Below are 17,037 nucleotides of genomic sequence, written 5' to 3' on the forward strand. Positions count from 1 at the left end.
AGCGCCGCGAGGCCCGTGCGGAGGAGGAGAAGGAGCGGCCCCGCGAGGAGGAGCGCCGCGAGGCCCGTGCGGAGGAGGAGAAGGAGCGGCCCCGTGAGGAGGAGGCCGAGGACGAGTACGACGAGTACGAGGACGAGCAGCCGGAGGACCGGTACGACGAGAGGGAGGAGGACGAAGCCGAAGCCACATCACCGTCCGCGTCCAAATCCCCGTCCGCATCCAAATCCGCGTCCGAGGACGAAGACGAGTACGACGACGAGGACGAATACGACGACTACGGCGAGGAGGACGAAGAGCCCGAGGACCGCGACGAAGAGGAACCCACGGCCGAGAGCCGTCGGCGCCGCAGGTAGCCGACGGCGCCGAGCCGCTCCCAGGAACGAGGTCGAGGACGCCGTGACCGAGCCCCTATCCGCCGGCCCCTCCCCGGCGCGGACGCTTCAGCCGTACGGCCAGGGAACCAGTGCGAACCTCGCCGACATACTTGAGCGCGTGCTCGACAAGGGCATCGTCATCGTCGGCGACATCAAGATCGACCTGCTGGACATCGAACTGCTCACCATCCGGCTCCGCCTGCTGGTCGCCTCGGTGGACAAGGCCAAGGAGATCGGCATCGACTGGTGGGAGCGCGACCCGGCCCTGTCCTCCCGCGCCGACGGCACCCGCGAGCTGGAGGAACAGAACGCCCGGCTGCGCGAAGAGGTCAGGAAACTGCGCAAGCAGATCGAGCGCGAGCCCGGCGCGGAGCCGAGGCGCAGGAAGCACAGGACCGCCGAGGACGACGACCACGGCCGGAGTTGAGACGCCATGGACGACCAGCTCAGCTATGTGTACGGCGTGGTGCGCACCGTCGCCGCCCTGGAGCAGGACGTACTTACCGGCGTCCGCGGGGTCGCGGACGCGCCCGTCACGCTGGTGCACCACGGCGACATGGCGGCGGCCGTCAGCCCGGTCCCCCGCTCGGACTTCTCCGAGGCGGCCCTCAAGGCGCACCTGGAGGACCTGGACTGGCTGGAGACCGTGGCCCGGGCCCACCACCACGTCGTCGAGACATTGGGCGCGCACACCACGGTGCTTCCCCTGCGACTGGCGACGGTGTACCTCGACGACACCCGGGTCCGCGACATGCTCGGCGAACGCGAGAAGACCCTCACCGCGCTGCTGGACCGGCTCGCCGACCATGTCGAGTGGGGCGTGAAGGTCTACGCCGACACGTCCGCCCCGCCCGATCGGCCGCCCCCGCCCGACACCGCGGACGAACCCGACCCCGGCCGCGCCTACCTGCGGCAACGCCGGAGTCAGCGGCACGCGCGCGAGGACGCCTGGTCGTCCGCCGCAGAGGCGGTCCGCCGTATCGAGGGACAGGTCGGAGACCTCGCCGTGGCACGCGCCCGGCACCGGCCGCAGCAGGGCCGGCTGGCCGGCGGTGCCGGGGAGAACATCGCGAACGACGCCTATCTCGTCCCGCTCCGCCACGCCGAGGAGTTCCGCGCACGGGTCCTGCGGGCCGCCGAGGGACTGACGGGCGTACGAGTCGAGGTCACCGGCCCCTGGGTGCCGTACTCCTTCGCCCAGGCACCGGAGACCCAGGCACCAGAGCCCCACGCACCGGAGCCCCAGGCCGCCCCGGAGGGAGCGCGTCAACCGTGACCGCGTACGAGGACCCCCCGCTCGCCCAGCGCCAAGTGGCCCTGATCGACCTGCTCGACCGGCTGCTGAGCGGCGGCGCGGTGCTCACCGGCGACATCGTCCTGTCGATCGCGGACATCGACCTGGTCAGGATCTCGCTGCGCGCGGTGATCGTCGCCGTTCATGAACAGCAATGGGAGCTGACCCTTGACGAACCCCGCTGACCGCCCGCGCTCCGACCGCCTGGAGGAGGTGGCCGACGCCGCCGCACGTGCGTTCGCCCTCCTCCCCGCCCGGCCGGACGAGATGCCGCCGCCCCTGGGCGACGAGGACGGCCGCTCGACGGTCGCCCGCCGCCTGCGTACCAACCCGGAGACGGTGGAGCGCGACCTGGTCAAGCTCGTGCTGACGATCGTCGAACTGCTCCGCCAGCTCATGGAACGCCAGGCCCTGCACCGCGTCGACCAGGGCAACCTCACCGAGGAGCAGGAGGAGCGGCTGGGCCTGACGCTGATGATCCTCCATGACCGGATGACGGAACTGTGCCGCCGCTACGACCTCACCATGGAGGACCTCAACCTCGACCTGGGCCCCCTCGGCCCCCTACTGCCACCGCCCTGACATCAGCGACCGCCGCCCGCCCCGTTCACCACGCTCAGCGGCAGCAGCTTCTTGCCCGTCGGGCCGACCTGGATGTGGGTATCCATCTGCGGCCATAACAAGACAGCTCAACATCTAGCCCGTACGCTCCGCGGCCATGAAGACGTACGACATCGAGAGCGAGTGGACCGCCTCGGACCTGGCTCTCCTGGAGGACCTGAAGCGGGCGGAGGCTCTGCTCCCCGAGGACGCTCCGCGCGCACTCCTCTCCGTCCGCCTGTCCGTACTTACGGAAGACACGACATCGCCGGTACGGCAGGAACTCGACCTGCGTCTCCTGGCCAGAGAGAAGGGGTACCGCGTCGTCGGCGTCGCGTCCGATCTCAACGTGTCGGCGACGAAGGTTCCGCCGTGGAAGCGGAAGGAGCTCGGCGAGTGGCTCAACAACCGGGCCCCCGAGTTCGATGCTCTGCTCTTCTGGAAGCTCGACCGCTTCATCCGTCGCATGACGGACCTGTCCACGATGATCGAGTGGTGCGAGCGGTACGGGAAGAACCTCGTGTCGAAGAACGACGCGATCGACCTCAGCACGACCGTGGGCCGGATCATGGTCACGCTCATCGGCGGCATCGCGGAGATCGAGGCGGCGAACACGTCGACCCGCGTGACGTCGTTGTGGGACTACGCACGCACTCAGGACTCATGGCTCGTCGGCAAGCCGACCTACGGCTACGTCACGACGAAGGTGGACGGCAAGCCGGCGCTCACCATCGAGCCGAGCGCCCACAAGGCACTGCACTGGGCCCGGCGCATGGCACTCCGGGGCGTCTCCGCCCGGCGTATGGCCCTCTGTCTCGTCCGCTCCGGGCTCATGTCGTCGGGACTCACCACGTCGACTCTCCTTCGCCGCCTTCGTAACCCCGCGCTCATGGGCTACCGGGTCGAGGAGAACAAGCAGGGCGGCAAGCGACGGAGCAGGCTCGTCCTCGGCAACGACGGGAAGCCGATACGGGTCGGCCCCCCGATCTTCACCGAGGAGGAGTTCGAGACCCTGCAAGCGGCACTCGATCGCCGGGGCAAGAACCAGCCCACCCGGCAGGCGGGCGGAGCGACGCAGTTCCTCGGCGTACTGATCTGCGTCGACTGCTCGACCAACATGACCGTGCAGAAGAACATGAGCAACGGCCGGAGCTACACCTACCTGCGCTGCGGCAAGTGCAAGGGCGGCGGACTCGGCGCACCCAACCCGCAGGACGTGTACGACATCCTCGTGGGCGACGTGCTGCGCGTCCTCGGCAACTTTCCCGTCCAGGTCCGGGAGTACGCGAAGGGAGCCGAGGCGCGCGCCGAAGTGAAGCGGCTCGAAGATGCCATCTCCTATTACATGGCGGAACTCGAACCAGAGGGCCGCTTCTCGAAGACGCGCTTCACTCGCGAGCGAGCGGAGAAGACGCTCGACCAGCTCACGGAAGAGTTGAACGCCATCGATCCCGAGACCACGCAAGACCGTTGGGTCCTCGTGCACAACGGCAAGACTTTCCGGGAGATGTGGGAAGCGGGCGGCATGGAGGCCATGGCTGAGGACCTGCGCCGCGTGGGCGTCACATGCGAGGTGACCCGTACGAAGGTGCAGGGAGTGCGAGCCCCGTCCGTACACCTGCGACTCAAGATCCCGCGCGACGTACGCGAACGCCTGGTGATCAAGGGCGACGACTTCGCCGCAAGGCTCTAACGAGGGACCAGGAACAGACATCTCCGGGCGGCTCAGCCAGCCAGGCCCGGAGGTGTTCGGGCTTGACGGCCGGCCCGGGCTCCGGATAGGAAGACTCTCCCGCTCCTTCTGGGAGCGGACACCGTAGCTCCCGCCGTTCAGCGGCGGTAGAGCTGGCCACTCCGTGAGGGGCCGCGATCCCGAGGGGCTCGCAGGGACGTCGAGGACATCCCGAAGCGCAGGACGGTACTGCGCGACTTCCACCCAACGCCGAGGCGCGGCTCCGTGCTGCCCTCGGCCACCGCCAGGAGTCGCCAGCCCTTGAACATCACGATCGAAGTCGTCTGGACCTGTGAGGTCTGCGCGTCGCCTCTTGTCGACAACGAAGCGCACGAGTGCAGCCGCTCCCCGCAGGGAGGGGGTAGCCGGTGACGATCAGCTTCGGCCACAACCGTCCGTGGGGTGGTGTCTCCCAGCACGAGTACCGGCGCATGGCGCAGCACCCCGGGCACCCTCTCGCCTACCGCGTCCACTTCGCCGCCATCGGTTGGGCAGACCGGCAAGGACACGCGGCCTTCGGGCCCGGCCGGCTGGCCACCCTGCTGGGCAAGAACGGCAAGCCACTGTCCGACCAGAGCACCCGCAACGCGGTGGCCCGCGCCAAGGAACTGACCTTGTGTCGCCCCGTTCCGGGGCCGCCTGCCTCGTCCTTCCTCCCCACCTGTTCCAGAAGGGCAAGGGTGCACCGGTCCCCTGCCGACTCCATCAGGACCGGTGAGCACACGCGGTACGTGTAGTCAGAGCACGTCTGGCGTATACCGGCACGGCACCCGACCTGCGGAAACGTTCGCGTGCTCTCTAATCTATTTGGCTCCAGTGCAGCGCGGCACCTGTCGGGGCCAACTGAGGAAGGCCACGAGGACCAACGGCAAGGAAAGCAGGGGGCGCGGCAGCGCCCCACAGGAGCAGGGCAACGGCGAAGAGAGAAGCGGCAGGGGCGGCCTACCGGCCGCCACGGTCTCAGCGCTCAACAACAGTGCGGCCCCGGAAGGGGCCGACAGGAGCAGGCCAGCAAGACCCGTGGGGCGCTACCGCACCCCACTGTCTCAGCCGTAAGGCCCTGTTCCTTGCAGGCTTCCGCCGTCGTGCGCGAGTCAGAGCAAGGCTGTGACCAGGTCATACGCCCCGCCGGGGCAGTCGGCGGGCAGGACAGACGGACCCTGAAACCGTGGCGGAATCTTGGCTGCTAAGACATGGCGGTCCGCCTCATTGTGCTCAGGGGGTCATCCCCCACCCCTTCGCCATCGACGTGCTCAGCCGTCTCGGTCAGCGGTCCTCGCCGTTGCCGTGGAGGACGGTTTCGGCGATCTCACGGACGCGGTCGAGACTGATGCCTGTGCGCTGCTCGACCGCAAGGGGATGATCGGTGGGTTCGAGCTCGATGAAAGGGCGCTGGCCGACCGGGCGGGTGTGAGCGTTCGTCTTCAGGTTGGTGGTGCCGGGCGAGTAGATCGGCAGCTCGGTAGTCAGCCAGCCGAAGTACGGCTTCTCGTCTTCGCGGCCGGGCGTGTTCCACATGTCGGCGGCCCGGGAGAAGTTGTCTCGACTGAGGGAAACCCAGACTCCCCACGAGAACACCTCGTCACTGCCGATGACGGGTATCTCGATCAAGCCCTTGATGAAGTAGTGCTGGGCCTTGATGACGCACTGGTCCGAGGAGAGCAGACTGTCGGGTCGGCCTTCGAAGCTTGCGTCCCAGACGTCTGGGGCCGTGGCGCTGTAGCCCATCGGAAGTTCCGCGTGGTACTCGCCGCAGCATGAACAGGTGTAACCGAGATCGTTGGGCATGCGCGGGAGCGTAGCTTCGCTGCGAAGCGTAACGACGAGACAGGTCTCAAAAACCAAGGTTTGTGAGACGACTGGCAGCGCGCCCCTCACGGGGCGCAACCCTGTTCAAAACCCGTCTCGAAACGCCCGCCTCGGACTTGATTTTTTGAGACGAGTTCTGAGACAGTCCGCGCCATGGCGACGAACACGATCACTGGCCAGCTCATCGGTTACGCACGCGTCTCCACCGACGACCAGGAAGCGCAGTTGCAGCGCGACGCGCTGAGGGCCGCAGGGTGTGCCCGCATCTTCGAGGACAAGGCCAGTGGGAAGAACACCGACCGGCCGGAACTGACGGCCGTACTGGACTACGCCCGACCGGGCGACGTCCTGTGCGTGTGGAAGCTTGACCGGCTTGGCCGGTCGCTCATCGACCTCGTGTCCATCGTCGACGGCCTGCGCGAGCGCGGCATAGGTTTCCGCGTGCTCGACGGTGCGCTCTCCTCTGTCGACACCACGTCGGCCGACGGACGCCTGTTCTTCCAGATCATCGCCGCCATGGCGGAGTTCGAGCGGTCGCTCATCAAGGACCGCACGCGGGCCGGACTGGAAGCGGCCAAGGCGCAGGGCCGTACCGGCGGCCGGCCGTCTGTGGTGGACGAGGACGTACTGACCGTGGCCCGCGCCAGGAAGGCCAAGGGCGAGAGCGTCAGCGCCATCGCCAAGGCCCTCGGCGTCTCCCGAGCCACGCTGTACCGGCACCTGGGAGAGAGCGCCTGAGACAGGCGCACAGCCGTTCAGACAGGCCCCCGGCTCTACGCCGGGAGCCGTTGTCGTGCGTGGACGTACAACACTGTCCGACGGCTGCAACGATGCTGGCCCCTGCGCGACACCCATGGGGGCAGTCGACGGGGGCCAGCACAGGGGCGCATGTCGCTCACGCCGTGCCCCTTCCAGCACACCTCTGGTCTGTGTTGCTTGCCGTCCCTCAGTGCGCCGGGGGTCTGTCTTGTTCGGCCCGCACCACCATGGCAAACGACGTACAGATCCGCCGGAAGCCGCGGTGGTTGCTCAGGCCGGTGTGACTCATGCACTCGACGTCGACCGCCGCACTGTCCGTCGACGGCTCCGCCTTACACTTGCAGTGCAGGCACTCCGCCTCAAAGGTCACGTCCGTGTCCGGATGCTGCGTGATCCGATGAGCCACGAACCGAAGGGTGGCACGCGCCATCAGCGTCCCCCGTGCTTGCTCCGCAGGTGGGCACGGAGGGCCACGTTCGCATCCAAAGCCTTCGAGTAGTCGCCCACAGAGGTGGCGTTCGCTCTGCCGACCGCGAAGCCGAGGCACTCACGACAACCCGCCACGGGATCCGGAGGTGGAGACGGAAGAGACAGGTGTACCGGTCCCGACATGGTGGTCTGCTCGCTGCTCATCTCGTACGCCTCCCGTGCGTTCTCCGATGGCACGGCATCCTTGCCCACTGACCGGGAGCGATTCGAGGTTCAGTCGCGTACTGGACTAAAGATCAGGAACGGAACGCCGTCGCCCACTCGGCCAGCCGTTCCCGCGCGGCTTCGCCGAAGAGGGCGCGCTCGTCGTAACCGGCGAATTCATCGAGGTACATCCGGACGTCTCTCGGGTCGCGGAACACCATCACACCGGCTGTCGTCTCCACCGTGGCCAACCGCTCGTCGTACACGGTGAACGTGTTCAGCGGACACCCCGGCAGGCGCGTCTCGATCGGGAGCACGCCAAGGCGCACGTTCGGCAGGTGGGTCAGCGAAGCCAGCCGGTCGAGCTGGACAGCCATGGCATCCGGGGAGACGAACGGAGAGCGCGCCGCCTGCTCGGTGACGATGAAGGTGAACTTCTTCCGGCGGTCGTACAGGACCTCCTGCCGCTCCAGCTTCCTTGCCACGGCCCTGCTGTGGTCTCCGGGGATGTGAGCGAGGCTGGCCCTGATGTACTCCGGGGTGGAGAGCAAGGCCGTGAGCATCGAGAGCAGGAAGAAGCGGAACTCCGTCGAAGACGCTTCGAGTCCGGCCAGCTCAAGCTGTTTCTTGTCCAGGCCCTTCCGCCGCATCGACCGTGCGCCCTGCCACTCCGTAGCGGCGATGCGGGCCAGCGCGGACACCTCGGCGGCCAGGGCCGGCGGGGCGTCCAAGGCCCTGAGGATGCGCTCTATGTCCACCAGGGACGGGCGGACCTTCCCGCTCTCGATCCGGCTCACCTTCGACTGCGACATGTTGCAGCGCGCGGCAAGCCGGTCCCCGGAGAGACCGGCCTGCTTCCGCAGCTTGCGCAGTGTCACGGCGAGTTCCTGGGAGGACTGGCCGAGCTGCTCGGGCTCGAACGTCACTCGGTCACGTACTCCAGGAACGGGACCGATTCCGCGACGGCGATGCGCTGGTATTCGAGGAACGGGGCGGGGTCGCCCTCGTACAGCTCCCGCTCGATCTGCGTACCGTCGGCCTCGTACTTCATGAGGACGACCGTCGAGCGGTCGAACATCCAGAAGTCCTGGACGTCGGGGAGCGGGTTCGGCCGGTCGGTGATGTCGAGGATGCGGATGTCTTCCCCCGCCGGGGCCTGGTGCTGGTAGTACCGCTCGAACTCGAACCGCAGGTAGTCCGTGAGGGGCCGGGTGACGATGTGGACGCGGCCCACGTTGCGGGTGCGGACCATGGCCGTCCACGCGTCCTCATACGGTCCGGGGAAGCGGGCCCCCGCCTTGAAGGCGGCGAACTCTTCCGCTTCCTGCGGTACGAGGTACTGCGGCAGGGTCTCCAGCCGCCAGGCTTCGGTCTGGAACGTCTTGAACCTGTCCGCCCAGGCTTCACCATCCAAGAGCACGGACGGCCTCCCTCAGGACTTCCTCGGGGATCTCCACGAGCCCTTCCCCGGCAGACGGGGTGAAGGCGGTGGACACGTCACCCTGGACAACGAACGAGCCGGAGGCGGTGCGGTAGACGTTCGGGCAGTCACCCTGTCCACAGTTGCCTCCGTTGGTGTTGCCGGTGAGCCGTGTGAGTTCTTCGCGCGCCATGCTGAACCCCCCTCTTGCGAGCCCTCTGCGGGCCGGTCGCCACGACCGTACGAGCGAGGCCGATGTGCCGTCTATGCGGAAACGCGACTATGCGCGTTGTCGCATAAACCGGGCCTCTGGAACGCCGAGAGGCGCCCGGACAGGATCGTCCGAACGCCTCTCTACGCCCTACACCCACTCGACCGCCGAGACGATGCCCGAGTCCTGCCGAGGGGCGGGAAGCGGCGTGCGCCGCTCAGGGCGGGGAGCCTGCTCGCGCTCCTTCGCGCCGAGCCCTCGCAGGGCTTCGATGCGGTCCGCCTCGGGTACGTCGGCAAGCGCTTCAGCCATCCGCTGGATGGCATCGCCGCTGGTCACGGCTACTTCTTGACCGTGAGCGGGAGCAGCTTCTTGCCGGTGGGGCCAATTTGTATAGCCGTATCCATCTGAGGACACACACCGCAGTCGAAGCACGGCGTCCAGCGGCAGTCCTCGACCTCGGTCTCGTCGAGGGCGTCCTGCCAGTCCTCCCAGAGCCAGTCCTTGTCGAGCCCGGAGTCGAGGTGGTCCCAAGGCAGGACCTCCTCGTAGGTCCGCTCGCGGGTGGTGTACCAGTCGACGTCGACGCCGAACTGGGCCAGCTCCTTCTCCGCGCAGCTCATCCAGCGGTCGTAGGAGAAGTGCTCGCGCCAGCCGTCGAAGCGGCCGCCGTCCTCGTACACCGCGCGGATGACCGCGCCGATCCGGCGGTCACCGCGGGAGAGCAGGCCCTCGACGATGCCGGGCTTGCCGTCGTGGTAGCGGAAGCCGATGGAGCGGCCGTACTTCTTGTCGCCGCGGATCTTGTCCCGGAGCTTGGCGAGGCGCGCGTCCGTCTCCTCGGCGGAGAGCTGCGGGGCCCACTGGAACGGAGTGTGGGGCTTCGGGACGAAGCCGCCGATCGACACCGTGCAGCGGATGTCGTTGGAGCCGGAGACCTCGCGGCCCTTCTGGATGACACGCGTCGCCATGTCGGCGATCTGGAGCACGTCGTCGTCGGTCTCGGTCGGCAGACCGCACATGAAGTACAGCTTCACCTGCCGCCAGCCGTTGCCGTACGCCGTCGCGACCGTCCGGATCAGGTCCTCTTCCGACACCATCTTGTTGATGACCTTGCGGATGCGCTCCGAGCCGCCCTCGGGGGCGAAGGTCAGGCCGGAGCGGCGGCCGTTGCGCGTCAGCTCGTTCGCCAGGTCGATGTTGAAGGCGTCGACGCGGGTGGAGGGGAGGGAGAGGCCGATCTTGTCGTCCTCGTAGCGGTCCGCCAGGCCCTTGGCGATGTCGCCGATCTCGCTGTGGTCGGCGCTCGACAGCGACAGCAGGCCGACCTCCTCGAAGCCCGTCGCCTTCAGGCCCTTCTCGACCATGTCGCCGATGCCGGTGATCGACCGCTCGCGCACCGGGCGGGTGATCATGCCCGCCTGGCAGAAGCGGCAGCCGCGTGTGCAGCCGCGGAAGATCTCGACCGACATGCGCTCGTGGACCGTCTCGGCCAGGGGGACCAGCGGCTGCTTGGGGTAAGGCCACTCGTCCAGGTCCATGACCGTGTGCTTCGACACCCGCCACGGCACACCCGACTTGTTGGGTACGACACGGCCGATCCGGCCGTCCGGCAGGTACTCCACGTCGTAGAAGCCGGGGACGTACACCCCGCCGGTCTTGGCCAGGCGGAACAGCAGCTCCTCGCGGCCGCCCGGGCGGCCCTCGGCCTTCCAGGCGCGGATGATGTCGGTGATCTCAAGGACGGCCTGCTCGCCGTCGCCGATCACCGCGCAGTCGATGAAGTCGGCGATCGGCTCGGGGTTGAAGGCCGCGTGGCCGCCGGCCAGGACGATCGGGTCGTCGACGGTGCGGTCCTTGGCCTGAAGCGGGATGTCCGACAGGTCCAGCGCGGTCAGCAGGTTCGTGTAGCCCAGCTCCGTGGAGAAGCTGACGCCGAGCACGTCGAACGCCTTCACCGGGCGGTGGCTGTCCACGGTGAACTGCGGGACGCCGTGCTCCCGCATCAGCGCCTCCAGGTCCGGCCACACGCTGTAGGTCCGCTCGGCGAGGACGCCCGCGCGCTCGTTGAGGACCTCGTAGAGGATCATGACGCCCTGGTTGGGCAGCCCCACCTCGTAGGCGTCCGGGTACATGAGCGCCCAGCGGACATCACAGGCGTCCCAGTCCTTGACGGTGGAGTTGAGTTCTCCACCGACGTACTGGATCGGCTTCTGCACATGCGGGAGCAGGGCTTCGAGATGCGGAAACACCGACTCAGCAGACTCGACAGACATCGCGGGACTTTCGTGAGCTGACAGGGGTGACCATCAAGCGTAACGCGGCCGGGACCCCTGTCCGTACGCTCAGCTCCCGGCCGAGATCTTCATCGCTTGCCACACTCCCGGCAACGCCGCCTCCACCGCGGCCGCCCGCTGCTCCTCCCTGCCGTACAGCAGGCCGTAGGTGAATGCGTTCTCCCCGGCAGCATGCGCCTGCTCGGCCAGTTCCTGCAGCGCCTCCCGGCTCATCACGCTGTCCTGGTGCTCTCCGAGCAGGGTCTGGAGGTCCTTCAGCGACGCCACCAGCTGCGACGCCGGCTTGCCGAGCGCGGGGGTCGCGGCCTCCGCCGCGTACCGTGCCCGCTTGGCCTTCTTGCGCGCCTCGTGGATCGCCACGTCACGGTCGCGCCCGGGCGGGGTGTCGAGGGCGTGCTCGACCAGCCCGGCCAGCACGCCGTAGGCCTCGTCGACGGCCATGGAGAGCGACTTCGCCGGTTTCCCGGCCGCCGCCCGGCGCAGCGGCGGGTCGGCGAGCAGGGCGTCGAGCGAGGTCAGCAGCGCGAGATAGCGCTCACCGTCGAGTACGCCGATGATCTGCCGTCGTGAGTCGCCGCCCCGCGCCTTCGACCAGGTGCGCAGCCGGTCGTGGACCGGCCCGGTGACCAGGCCGGGCGGCAGTTCCTCGACGACGGCGCTGATCCGCTCGGCCAGCACCTCCTGGTCACGGCCCGCGCCCAGCTCGCCCGCCAGCCACTTCAGCTCGGCGCCGATCGGGTCGGTGACGGCCCGGTCGAGGATCTTGCGGTACGTCTTGAAGGTGCCGCGCATCCGACGGGTGGCGACCCGCATACGGTGCACGGAGTCCTCCACGTCCCGGCGCACGGCCGGATCGAGCTCGACGATCGCGTCCCGCTGGGCCCGCACATACGCCAGCACATGGTCACCGGCGGTGACCGGCTCGGCCCGGTCCGCCTTCCGGGGCTGCTGCCTCTTCCCGCGGGTCTCGGCCAGCGCCCGGGCCAGCTTCGAGGGCGACTCGGCGGGCCGTACCCCGGCCTTGCGCAGCCGCTTGTCGACCTTGTCGAGGAACGCCGGATCGCCGCCGTCGGCGAGTTCCACCTCGATCTCGGTCCACTCGGCCTTCGGCCCCCCGCCGCTGAGCCGCTCGGCCCGCACGGCGTCCACGCTGACCTCGGCGAGCAGGTGCCCGTCGACGTCCACCAGATGGCGGATGTCGCGCGTCGACCGCAGCCGCACCACGGGCGCCAGCTCCTCGTCGCGCACCCGGGAGCGGACGAGCGCGCCCAGGTCGGACGGCAGCTTGTCGGACAGCGGGGCGCTGATCTCGTCCCGCACTCCGGTCGCCACCGGGAACTTCAGATGCCATCCGGCGTCCGTGCCGCCGGTGCGGCGGCGCAGGGTGATCGAGGAGGCTGCCAGGCGCTCGTCGACGGTGTCGTAGTAGGTGGCGTCCAGTTCGGCGACGCCCTGGTCGAGGACGGCCGCCACTCCGGCGACGCCGGTCAGGTCGGGCAGCCCGCTGTCGTCGGACTCGTACTTGCGCTCGATCTCACGCTTCGTATCCGCCATGAACCGAATCTAGTGGGAGTCGGGATGCGGCGGCAGGGTGACCAAGAGGTTAATACGCGACAAACCTCACGCCGACATGGGTCTCTGCACCCGGATCGACTGCAACAGCCCGACCGCCACCCAGACCGCGAACATCGACGACCCGCCGTAGGACACGAACGGCAGCGGCAGACCGGTGACCGGCATGATCCCCAGGGTCATCCCGATGTTCTCGAAGGACTGGAAGGCGAACCAGGCCACGATCCCGGCCGCGACGATCGTGCCGTACAGCTCGGTCGTCTCCAGCGCGATCCGGCAGGCCCGCCACAGCACCACGCCCAGCAGCAGGATGATCAGCCCGCCGCCGATGAAGCCGAGTTCCTCGCCCGCGACGGTGAACACGAAGTCCGTCTGCTGCTCCGGCACGAACTGGCCGGTGGTCTGCGAGCCCTGGAACAGGCCCGACCCGGTCAGCCCGCCCGAACCGATGGCGATGCGCGCCTGGTTGGTGTTGTAGCCGACGCCCGCCGGGTCGAGGTCCGGGTTGGCGAACGCGGCGAAGCGGTTGATCTGGTACTCGTCGAGGATGTGCAGCTGCCACACGGCGATGGCTCCTATGGCGCCCGCGCTCAGCAGCCCGAACACCCAGCGGTTCGACGCGCCGGACGCGAGCAGTACGCCCAGCACGATCACCACCATCACCATGACCGATCCGAGGTCGGGCATGAGCATCACGATCAGCATCGGGACCGTGGCCAGGCCGAGCGCCTGCATGACCGTGCGATGGTCGGGGTACTGCTTGTCGCCCGCGTCCACCCGGGCCGCCAGCAGCATCGCCATGCCGAGGATGATCGTGACCTTCACGAACTCCGACGGCTGCAGCGAGAACCCGCCGCCCACCGCGATCCACGAGTGGGCGCCGTTGACCGTGGTGCCGAGCGGGGTCAGCACCAGCAGCACCAGGAAGACCGACGCCCCGTACAGGATCGGGACCGCGCCGCGCAGGGTGCGGTGGCCGAGCCAGACCGTGCCGATCATCAGCGCGAAGCCGATGCCGGTGTTCAGCAGGTGCCGCACCAGGAAGTAGTACGGGTCGCCCTGGTTGATCTCGGTGCGGTTGCGGGTCGCCGAGTACACCAGCACCGCGCCCATCAGGGACAGCGCCAGGGCCGACAGCAGTATCGGCCAGTCGAGCCGCCGGGCCATCGAGTCACGGGCGAACAGCCGGGTCCAGCCCGCGCGTTCGGGGCCGTATCCGGAGACCTGGAAGCTGTTCGCGCCCGTCATGTGAGCATCCTTCGGCTGAGCGTCCCCCGGCGGCCCCCGCGACCCCCACGGCCCCGGCGACGCTGCCGCCGGCGCGTGTCCCGATTGCCGCCGGTCGGCGTCTGCGCGGTCGCCGCCGTCTGCACCTGCCCGCTCTCGTCCTCCGGGGCCTTCTGGCTGGCCTGCTGCTCCTTCGCCGGGTCCTTGGAGATCTTCGGCGCGGTGATCGAGCCGTCGGCCTGGATCTTCGGCAGGCTCTTCTGCGGGGTGGGCAGCAGGGCGTTCTTCTTATTGATGGTGCCGTCGTCGGAGACGCCGTACAGCGCGTCGTAGATGTTGCGCACGGCCGGACCCGAGGCCCCCGAACCCGTACCACCCTGCGAGATCGTCATCACGATCGCGTAGTCGTCGGTGTAGGTCGCGAACCACGAGGTCGTCTGCTTGCCGTAGACCTCCGCCGTACCGGTCTTGGCGTGCATCGGGATCTTGTCCTGCGGCCAGCCGACGTCCGCGAACCGCCAGGCCGCCGTACCCCGGGTGGCGACACCCTCCAGCGCCTCGTCCATCTGGGCCAGCGTCTGCTGCGTGACCGGCAGCCTGCCGTGCGACTCGGGCTTGATCTCGGTGACCTTCTTGCCGTCGGGGCTGATGATCGCCTTGCCGACCGTCGGGTCGTAGAGCGTGCCGCCGTTGGAGATGGCCGCGTAGATCGTCGCCATCTGAATCGGCGTCACCAGCGTGTCACCCTGGCCGATGGAGTAGTTGATCTCGTCACCGGCGCGCATCTTGTTGCCTTCGAGGCAGTTCTCGTAGGCGATCCGCTGGACGTAGTCCCCGTCCTTCTTGCCGGTCTTGCACCAGGCGTCCTTGTTGGCCTCCCAGTACTGCTGCTTCCACTCGCGGTCGGGGACACGGCCGGTGACCTCGTTGGGCAGGTCGATGCCGGTCTCCTTGCCGAGGCCGAACTGGTGGGCGGTCTTGTAGAAGTAGTCCTTCGGCTTGCCCTTGGGGTTGATGCCGCCGTCCTTCTTCCACTCGCTGTGCGCGAGCGCGTAGAAGACCGTGTCGCAGGAGACCTCGAGGGCGCGGCCGAGGCTGATCGGGCCGTGGTTCTGGGACTCGAAGTTCTTGAAGACCTGGCCGCCGACCGAGTAGGCGCTGGAGCAGTTGTACCGGCCGTCGAATGCGTAGCCCGCCTGGACGGCGGCCGCGGTGGAGACCACCTTGAAGATCGAGCCGGGGGCCGCCTGACCCTGTATGGCCCGGTTGAGCAGCGGGTAGTTGGACTTCTTGCCGGTGAGCTGGGCGTAGTCCTTGGCGGAGATGCCGCCGACCCAGGCGTTGGGGTCGTAGGTCGGGTTGGACGCCATGGCGACGATCCGGCCGGTCTTGGCCTCCATCACCACCACCGCGCCGGAGTCGGCCTTGTACCGCTCGTTGGTGTTGCGGTCCCACTCCTTGCGGGCGGCTTTCATCGCCTCGTTCAGCTCGAACTCGGCGACCCGCTGCACGCGCGCGTCGATGCTGGTGACGAGGTTGGAGCCGGGCTCGGCGGCGTCCGACTCGGCCTGGCCCATGACCCGGCCGAGGTTGTCCACCTCGTAGCGGGTGACGCCGGCCTTGCCGCGCAGTTCCTTGTCGTACTCGCGCTCCAGGCCGCTGCGGCCGACCATGTCGGAGCGCAGATAGGGCGAGTTGGAGTCCTGGGCCTGCTGGATCTCCTGGTCGGTGACCGGGGAAAGATAGCCCAGCACCTGGGCGGTGTTGGCCGCGCCCGGGCTCGGGTAGCGGCGGACGGCCTGGGGCTCGGCGGTGATGCCGGGGAAGTCCTCGGCGCGCTCGCGGATCTGCAGGGCCTGGCGCGGGGTGGCCTCGTCGGTGATGGGGATCGGCTGGTAGGGCGAGCCGTTCCAGCACGGCTGCGGCGTCTCGGCGTCGCACAGCCGCACCTTCTCCATGACCTCCTTGGGCGTCATGCCCAGCACACCCGCGAGCTTGGTCAGGACGCCCTTGCCGTCGTCCTTCATCTTCAGCAGGTCGGTCCGGGAGGCGGAGACCACCAGGCGTGTCTCGTTGTCGGCGAGCGCCACTCCGCGCGCGTCCAGGATCGAGCCGCGTACGGCGGGCTGGACGACCTGCTGGACATGGTTGCCGGAAGCTTCACTGGCGTAGGCGTCGCCCTCGCGGATCTGGAGGTACCACAGGCGGCCGCCGAGGGTGGCCAGGAGGGAGAGGACGAGTACCTGGATGACGACGAGCCTGGTCTGGACCCGTGGGGTCCGTCCGGTCTCGGGAATGTTGGTCACTGCGGCTGCCTCCCCCTCTCAGAGCGCGTACGAATGTGCCGGTACGAGTGATGAACGGCCGGCCGACGAGGCCGGGTTCCGCCTGAGCTCCCCCGTTCGGGTGAACTGCCCTGCGTTCACAGCCGCTTGACCCCCTTGATGCGCCCGGCCCGCGTCACCCGCGCTCTGGCCGCCTTCACCTTCAGCCCGCCGAGCCCGCCCCGCTGGCCGCCGATGCGCAGTCCGGTACCGGAGGAGAGCCAGCCGGAGGAGATGTCGGTCGCCTTGGCCGAGGAGCTGGCCTCCAGCGGGTTGTTGTCCGCGCGCCGGGCGAGCGCCATCAGGCCGGGGACGACGAACGGGGCGAGCAGCAGGTCGTACAGGGCAGCCGTGAACAGCAGGCCGGACAGGCCGACATGGCGGGCGGCGGTGTCGCCGACGAGGGCGCCGACCCCGGCGTACAGCAGGGTGCTGCCGATCGCGGCGGCGACCACCACGGCCATCGGTCCGGTGGCCGACTTCAGCTGGCCGTTCTCCGGCTTGAACAGGCCCGCGAGATAGCCGATGACGCACAGCACCAGCGCGTAGCGGCCGGCGGCGTGGTCGGCGGGCGGGGCGAGGTCGGCGAGGAGTCCGGCGCCGAAGCCGATCAGGGCGCCGCCGACATGGCCGTAGACGAGGGCGAAGGCCAGCACGGTGAGCAGCACCAGGTCGGGGACGGCACCCGGGAGGTGCAGCCGGGCCAGGACGCTCACCTGGAGCACCAGGGCGACCACGACCAGGGTGGAGGAGAGCAGGATCCGGTTGAAGCGCATGGGTACAGC

At 68.7% G+C, this 17,037-nt stretch carries 19 protein-coding genes; 8 read left to right on the forward strand and 11 right to left on the reverse strand.

Annotated features, from left to right (window positions below; all coding sequences use genetic code 11):
• From SSP24_RS43185 to SSP24_RS44500, 7 genes are all read left to right on the forward strand, one after another.
• On the forward strand, positions 1 to 353 hold a 353-nt coding region (locus SSP24_RS43185; RefSeq protein WP_176605074.1), incomplete at its 5' end, for a hypothetical protein.
• 43 nt (positions 354 to 396) lie between these two features.
• Positions 397 to 801, forward strand: a complete 405-nt coding sequence (locus SSP24_RS35760) for a gas vesicle protein (protein WP_141314280.1) — start codon at positions 397 to 399, stop codon at positions 799 to 801.
• Positions 802 to 807: 6 nt separating this feature from the next.
• On the forward strand, positions 808 to 1,650 hold the full coding sequence (locus SSP24_RS35765; protein ID WP_141314281.1) for a GvpL/GvpF family gas vesicle protein: 843 nt from the start codon (positions 808 to 810) through the stop codon (positions 1,648 to 1,650).
• Entirely contained in the window at positions 1,647 to 1,853 is a 207-nt protein-coding gene (locus tag SSP24_RS35770; RefSeq protein WP_141314283.1) for a gas vesicle protein, read from the forward strand. The genes SSP24_RS35765 and SSP24_RS35770 overlap by 4 nt, the downstream gene beginning before the upstream one ends.
• A complete protein-coding gene (locus SSP24_RS35775) occupies positions 1,837 to 2,250 on the forward strand; it encodes a gas vesicle protein K (RefSeq protein ID WP_229865417.1) in 414 nt (137 codons plus the stop codon). The genes SSP24_RS35770 and SSP24_RS35775 overlap by 17 nt, the downstream gene beginning before the upstream one ends.
• A gap of 136 nt (positions 2,251 to 2,386) precedes the next feature.
• Complete coding sequence (locus tag SSP24_RS35780; protein ID WP_141314285.1) at positions 2,387 to 3,961, forward strand: recombinase family protein; 1,575 nt, start codon at positions 2,387 to 2,389, stop codon at positions 3,959 to 3,961.
• A 407-nt stretch (positions 3,962 to 4,368) separates the two neighbouring features.
• Positions 4,369 to 4,737 carry a hypothetical protein gene (locus tag SSP24_RS44500; protein ID WP_229865416.1) on the forward strand — a complete coding sequence of 123 codons (369 nt, stop codon included), beginning with the start codon at positions 4,369 to 4,371 and terminating at the stop codon, positions 4,735 to 4,737.
• Positions 4,738 to 5,266: 529 nt separating this feature from the next.
• Here SSP24_RS44500 and SSP24_RS35790 read toward each other — a convergent pair.
• On the reverse strand, positions 5,267 to 5,728 hold the full coding sequence (locus SSP24_RS35790) for a DUF2199 domain-containing protein (RefSeq protein ID WP_229865465.1): 462 nt from the start codon (positions 5,726 to 5,728) through the stop codon (positions 5,267 to 5,269).
• Positions 5,729 to 5,962: 234 nt separating this feature from the next.
• On the opposite strand from SSP24_RS35790, the gene SSP24_RS35795 reads away from it, so the two are divergent.
• The gene (locus SSP24_RS35795) at positions 5,963 to 6,547 is read left to right on the forward strand and encodes a recombinase family protein (protein WP_141314289.1); all 585 of its coding nucleotides are present in this window, start codon (positions 5,963 to 5,965) and stop codon (positions 6,545 to 6,547) included.
• A gap of 208 nt (positions 6,548 to 6,755) precedes the next feature.
• Here the strand turns inward: SSP24_RS35795 and SSP24_RS45595 are convergent, their stop codons facing one another.
• The 10 genes from SSP24_RS45595 to mreD all read right to left on the reverse strand — a co-directional run bounded on the left by SSP24_RS45595 (position 6,756) and on the right by mreD (position 17,028).
• On the reverse strand, positions 6,756 to 6,998 hold the full coding sequence (locus SSP24_RS45595; protein WP_141314291.1) for a DUF7848 domain-containing protein: 243 nt from the start codon (positions 6,996 to 6,998) through the stop codon (positions 6,756 to 6,758).
• Between the two features lie 295 nt (positions 6,999 to 7,293).
• Entirely contained in the window at positions 7,294 to 8,127 is an 834-nt protein-coding gene (locus tag SSP24_RS35810) for a helix-turn-helix domain-containing protein (RefSeq protein WP_141314293.1), read from the reverse strand.
• Positions 8,124 to 8,621, reverse strand: coding sequence for a DUF6879 family protein (locus SSP24_RS35815; protein WP_141314295.1), 498 nt, complete (start codon positions 8,619 to 8,621; stop codon positions 8,124 to 8,126). Before SSP24_RS35815 ends, SSP24_RS35810 begins: the two co-directional genes overlap by 4 nt.
• A complete protein-coding gene (locus SSP24_RS35820; protein WP_141314297.1) occupies positions 8,605 to 8,814 on the reverse strand; it encodes a hypothetical protein in 210 nt (69 codons plus the stop codon). The genes SSP24_RS35815 and SSP24_RS35820 overlap by 17 nt, the downstream gene beginning before the upstream one ends.
• Before the next feature lie 168 nt (positions 8,815 to 8,982).
• A complete protein-coding gene (locus SSP24_RS43190) occupies positions 8,983 to 9,144 on the reverse strand; it encodes a hypothetical protein (protein ID WP_167529799.1) in 162 nt (53 codons plus the stop codon).
• Between the two features lie 29 nt (positions 9,145 to 9,173).
• On the reverse strand, positions 9,174 to 11,108 hold the full coding sequence (locus SSP24_RS35825) for a TIGR03960 family B12-binding radical SAM protein (RefSeq protein ID WP_141314299.1): 1,935 nt from the start codon (positions 11,106 to 11,108) through the stop codon (positions 9,174 to 9,176).
• Between the two features lie 69 nt (positions 11,109 to 11,177).
• Positions 11,178 to 12,683: a CYTH and CHAD domain-containing protein gene (locus tag SSP24_RS35830; protein ID WP_141314301.1), complete on the reverse strand. Its 1,506-nt coding sequence runs from the start codon at positions 12,681 to 12,683 to the stop codon at positions 11,178 to 11,180.
• A 66-nt stretch (positions 12,684 to 12,749) separates the two neighbouring features.
• On the reverse strand, positions 12,750 to 13,949 hold the full coding sequence (rodA, locus tag SSP24_RS35835; RefSeq protein ID WP_141314303.1) for a rod shape-determining protein RodA: 1,200 nt from the start codon (positions 13,947 to 13,949) through the stop codon (positions 12,750 to 12,752).
• Positions 13,946 to 16,234: a penicillin-binding protein 2 gene (gene mrdA / locus SSP24_RS35840; RefSeq protein ID WP_141314305.1), complete on the reverse strand. Its 2,289-nt coding sequence runs from the start codon at positions 16,232 to 16,234 to the stop codon at positions 13,946 to 13,948. The genes rodA and mrdA overlap by 4 nt, the downstream gene beginning before the upstream one ends.
• 116 nt (positions 16,235 to 16,350) lie before the next feature.
• Positions 16,351 to 17,028, reverse strand: a complete 678-nt coding sequence (gene mreD / locus SSP24_RS35845) for a rod shape-determining protein MreD (protein WP_141314307.1) — start codon at positions 17,026 to 17,028, stop codon at positions 16,351 to 16,353.
• Positions 17,029 to 17,037: the final 9 nt, after the last annotated feature.

This window comes from Streptomyces spinoverrucosus, from assembly GCF_006539505.1.
Classification (GTDB): Bacteria; Actinomycetota; Actinomycetes; order Streptomycetales; family Streptomycetaceae; genus Streptomyces; species Streptomyces spinoverrucosus.

Excerpts from the sequence above, each read along its gene's own strand:
- SSP24_RS35765 (WP_141314281.1), top strand. The coding sequence starts at position 808 with ATGGACGACCAGCTCAGCTATGTGTACGGCGTGGTGCGCACCGTCGCC.
- SSP24_RS35780 (WP_141314285.1), top strand. The coding sequence starts at position 2,387 with ATGAAGACGTACGACATCGAGAGCGAGTGGACCGCCTCGGACCTGGCT.
- SSP24_RS35790 (WP_229865465.1), bottom strand. The coding sequence starts at position 5,728 with ATGGGCTACAGCGCCACGGCCCCAGACGTCTGGGACGCAAGCTTCGAA.
- SSP24_RS35795 (WP_141314289.1), top strand. The coding sequence starts at position 5,963 with ATGGCGACGAACACGATCACTGGCCAGCTCATCGGTTACGCACGCGTC.
- SSP24_RS45595 (WP_141314291.1), bottom strand. The coding sequence starts at position 6,998 with ATGGCGCGTGCCACCCTTCGGTTCGTGGCTCATCGGATCACGCAGCAT.
- SSP24_RS35820 (WP_141314297.1), bottom strand. The coding sequence starts at position 8,814 with ATGGCGCGCGAAGAACTCACACGGCTCACCGGCAACACCAACGGAGGC.
- SSP24_RS43190 (WP_167529799.1), bottom strand. The coding sequence starts at position 9,144 with ATGGCTGAAGCGCTTGCCGACGTACCCGAGGCGGACCGCATCGAAGCC.
- SSP24_RS35825 (WP_141314299.1), bottom strand. The coding sequence starts at position 11,108 with ATGTCTGTCGAGTCTGCTGAGTCGGTGTTTCCGCATCTCGAAGCCCTG.
- SSP24_RS35830 (WP_141314301.1), bottom strand. The coding sequence starts at position 12,683 with ATGGCGGATACGAAGCGTGAGATCGAGCGCAAGTACGAGTCCGACGAC.
- rodA (WP_141314303.1), bottom strand. The coding sequence starts at position 13,949 with ATGACGGGCGCGAACAGCTTCCAGGTCTCCGGATACGGCCCCGAACGC.
- mreD (WP_141314307.1), bottom strand. The coding sequence starts at position 17,028 with ATGCGCTTCAACCGGATCCTGCTCTCCTCCACCCTGGTCGTGGTCGCC.